The 3,149-nt window shown below is 35.2% G+C and carries 4 protein-coding genes and 1 pseudogene; 2 read left to right on the top strand and 3 right to left on the bottom strand.

Features of this window, described 5'->3' with window-relative positions; genetic code table 11:
• Nucleotides 1-166 precede the first annotated feature (166 nt).
• Complete coding sequence (locus tag MNV_RS09845; RefSeq protein WP_096205655.1) at nucleotides 167-760, top strand: hypothetical protein; 594 nt, start codon at nucleotides 167-169, stop codon at nucleotides 758-760.
• On the opposite strand, the gene MNV_RS09840 is transcribed toward MNV_RS09845, so the two are convergent.
• The 3 genes and pseudogenes from MNV_RS09840 to MNV_RS09830 form a co-directional block, all read right to left on the bottom strand.
• Complete coding sequence (locus MNV_RS09840; RefSeq protein WP_096205653.1) at nucleotides 761-1,069, bottom strand: hypothetical protein; 309 nt, start codon at nucleotides 1,067-1,069, stop codon at nucleotides 761-763. It abuts the gene before it with no gap.
• Nucleotides 1,032-1,331, bottom strand: coding sequence for a helix-turn-helix domain-containing protein (locus MNV_RS09835; RefSeq protein ID WP_096205651.1), 300 nt, complete (start codon nucleotides 1,329-1,331; stop codon nucleotides 1,032-1,034). Before MNV_RS09835 ends, MNV_RS09840 begins: the two co-directional genes overlap by 38 nt.
• 105 nt (nucleotides 1,332-1,436) lie before the next feature.
• Nucleotides 1,437-1,619, bottom strand: a pseudogene (locus tag MNV_RS09830) (cyclic pyranopterin monophosphate synthase MoaC); the annotation flags it as partial.
• A gap of 549 nt (nucleotides 1,620-2,168) precedes the next feature.
• Here MNV_RS09830 and MNV_RS09825 point away from each other — a divergent pair.
• Nucleotides 2,169-2,891, top strand: a complete 723-nt coding sequence (locus MNV_RS09825) for a class I SAM-dependent methyltransferase (RefSeq protein ID WP_096205648.1) — start codon at nucleotides 2,169-2,171, stop codon at nucleotides 2,889-2,891.
• The last annotated feature ends 258 nt before the right edge of the window (nucleotides 2,892-3,149 follow it).

The raw sequence follows: 3,149 nt of genomic DNA, 5'->3' as shown, positions 1-3,149 counted from the left end.
GTAACAAATCTTTTTAACCTGACTTTACGTTAGTACTATCTGATATGTATAATGAACGATCTGGAGGCTTCCCTTTTGCCATAGATTCTGACACTCAATCCATCTTTGGATTCTCCTTTTTTCTATATAACAATTCTTATTTACTTTTATCACATAAGACCCAAGTATGAACTCCGAATTAATCGATGAATGGGAAAAGATCGTGGGACATAATAGAATGAAAATAATCTCAAACAAATTTTTTGACAGCAGGCTCGATTTGGAGTTCCCATATCTTCAGGAGGGCCACTGTAAATATAAAAAATTGAGCATGCCTTCTGAACTCGAAAATAATGCAAATATGTTAATTGAATTTGAAAGAAATGGTTTCTTGACCCACGATGAAGTTTTAAAAATGATTGAAGCATCAACCCGGAATATTATAAATAAGAACATACCTGGTGCTCTTTTTGAGAATATTTCCTTAATGATATATGAGGAAATATTGAAGATTATTAAGAATAGGCTGATAGAAATTGAAAGAAAAGGCTTCCTGACCCACGATGAAGTTTCAAGAATAGTTAAAGTATTAGCCCGAAATTTTGCCGGTGAGAGCATGCTTGGTGCTCTTTTTGAGTATGTTTGCATTCTACTGGATGATGAGAGAATTAAGGATCAGGGAGAGGATGAGCGGCTTGAATTAATGATAAGGTACATCAGGTGGAGTCTGGTCATTGAGGAGGAAAAACTGGTCAATGAGGAGGAAAAAAGGTTGGAGTAGTCATTTGCGAATTAATTTTATTTTGAAACTGCAGTTGGCGTGATCTGCTTTTTCAAATTGGTCAATACGTCCAAATCGTTTTATTATGTTTTTAATCACAGGTTCGCAGATGATCTCACAATTTTTCTTCTCGCACGGCGTTCTTTTTTCTATGTCCATCTTGATCTGGAACTCTTCATTGATAACTCTCGTATTATGATTTACTTTGAAATCAGCTTCCAGATAGTAATTTAAAATATATCCTATCCCATCCCCGAAATCTGTGATCTTTTCAGGAATTTTTTTTTTTGATGGAATCCAGCTTATCACTTATGTTCAGGATTTCGCTCCCGAAAGGAGAAATCACATAAATTGTGTGTTTTTCAACGTTAATGGCTCCCCTTTCAAACGGAATGACCAGGCGGGAAGCAACAAGGTCTGTAAGCGCCTCTGAGACTCTTTCCTTGCTGATATCTATATCTTCAGATAGCTCAATGTTTCGACAGGATCTCATGCATAGCTTTACTAAAATGTCTGCTCTGCTTTTCCTGCCGAGTGTTTTGGAGAGGTTTATCAGGGATTCGGTGGACATGATGTGTGGATATAATATGAGTTTTGTATATATACCGACGGTGTTTATATAGATTGCCGAGATACATTTGATAGTAGAATCATTTCAATTCGCGTTGGCACAGTTTTATTTCTTTGCATCTATTCTAGCTTCTTTTGTTTTCTCCAAAATCTGCAAATTATCTATCCAGGTAACTGGATAATTGTCCGTATCATCCTTTTCAGCAGATTTTACCATATCCCAAATCGTGAGAAGCGCGATGCTGACACCGTGAAGAGCTTCCATTTCGACGCCTGTTTTTAATACCAGGTTAAGCTCTCTAAGAGCCTGGTATGAAAAAGTCCGTTACCAATGCTTTTTCATGCTGCATCTGTGAACAATGTTCATAGCCAACTATCCGAGAAGTCAATTAAAGCCTATTGTAACTTTTACAATATGTTCTTAAATTGAGCGTTCCACTCTGAGTATCAGTAGTTGTAAAACAAAAACGATAAAATCGCTATGTAGAGGTTGATTTACTTTGTAAAATAGCATTATTGTCATTTACAAAGTTAATTAAGCTACGTACAACGATTTATTGAATTCGATTTTACAAGTACTGAGTATTAAATATCGCCTATTGTAAGAGTTATACTGTTTTCGGATAGACTCTTATATAAAAATAGTTTACTATGATAGGTATCTAGTGGCTCACCACGCTGATTTTGATTAATGAAGCGATGGGATTGAATTTTTATGTAGGTTTCTCATACTGAAATGTAAATTCTGTTCCTATCATAATCATTGTGGTATACCACTAGGATGGCCATAATCTCTAAATATTATGTGAAATATCCTACAAGGTAAGGCTATAGAATTGTGACAGAATTTAATAAATCTAAGTGGACAAAAGCTGAGTTTTCTCAAGAATACATAGAAAATTCAGATATTTATATCGTCGAGCGGAGGAGGTTGCTTGAGATTCTGAGGTCTTTTTACAACCATTTCATTAATGACAAACCAAAAATTAACTTTCTTGATCTTGGATGTGGAGACGGGATTATTACTCATGAGCTTTTGAAAGTTAATAACTCGATATCAACCACTCTGATAGATTGTTCGGAGGATATGCTCAATAAAGCTAGAAAGCGTCTAAATGGTTTTAATCATACTCGTTTTATTAAAGCAAGTTTTCAAGAGATTATTGATAGAAACCTAGTACAAGAAAATTTTGATTTTATAGTTTCTTCACTCGCTATACATCATTTAACAATGGATGAGAAAAAAGCACTATTCAGGAATATCTATTCCCATTTGGATACCGATGGGTACTTTCTAAACATTGATGTAGTCCTTGCTCCAACAAAAGCCCTTGAGCAATGGTATCACTTGCTTTGGAAAGAATGGATTAATGAAAGAAAAACCTTCTTAAAAATAGAAGGTAATTATTTTGACGAGATCATCCAAAGATATAAAGATCTTGCGGAAAACAAACCTGATACTTTAGATGCTCAGATTGGCGCTTTAAAATTTATCGGCTTCAAAGATGTGGATTGCTTCTATAAATATGGAATATTTACAATGTATGGTGGCAAAAAATAGTACGCTGGATGCTTAAGATAACCAATTTTATCGACTGAGCATATCAGCCAGAAGAAAATGACCGTTTCAATCGGTACTGGTATAGTCAAGTTTTCAAATAATCGTAAATTGGAACCATAGTTATACCCTCCTCAAATGCCGTAATCAGTTGTTTCTTTAATTGGCTCTTATTTTCCCAGTACCTTATTGCCAGCCATTTCTTAGCCGCCCTCCATGACTGCTCTATTGGATCAAGCTCAGGACTATAACTTGGAAAAT

Origin of the sequence: Candidatus Methanoperedens nitratireducens (assembly GCF_900196725.1) — an archaeon.
GTDB lineage: Archaea > Halobacteriota > Methanosarcinia > Methanosarcinales > Methanoperedenaceae > Methanoperedens > Methanoperedens nitroreducens_A.
This window is presented reverse-complemented; position numbering and strand designations above follow the sequence as displayed.

Coding starts and splice junctions, on each gene's coding strand:
- MNV_RS09835 (WP_096205651.1), bottom strand. CDS start 1,331: ATGTCCACCGAATCCCTGATAAACCTCTCCAAAACACTCGGCAGGAAA.
- MNV_RS09845 (WP_096205655.1), top strand. CDS start 167: ATGAACTCCGAATTAATCGATGAATGGGAAAAGATCGTGGGACATAAT.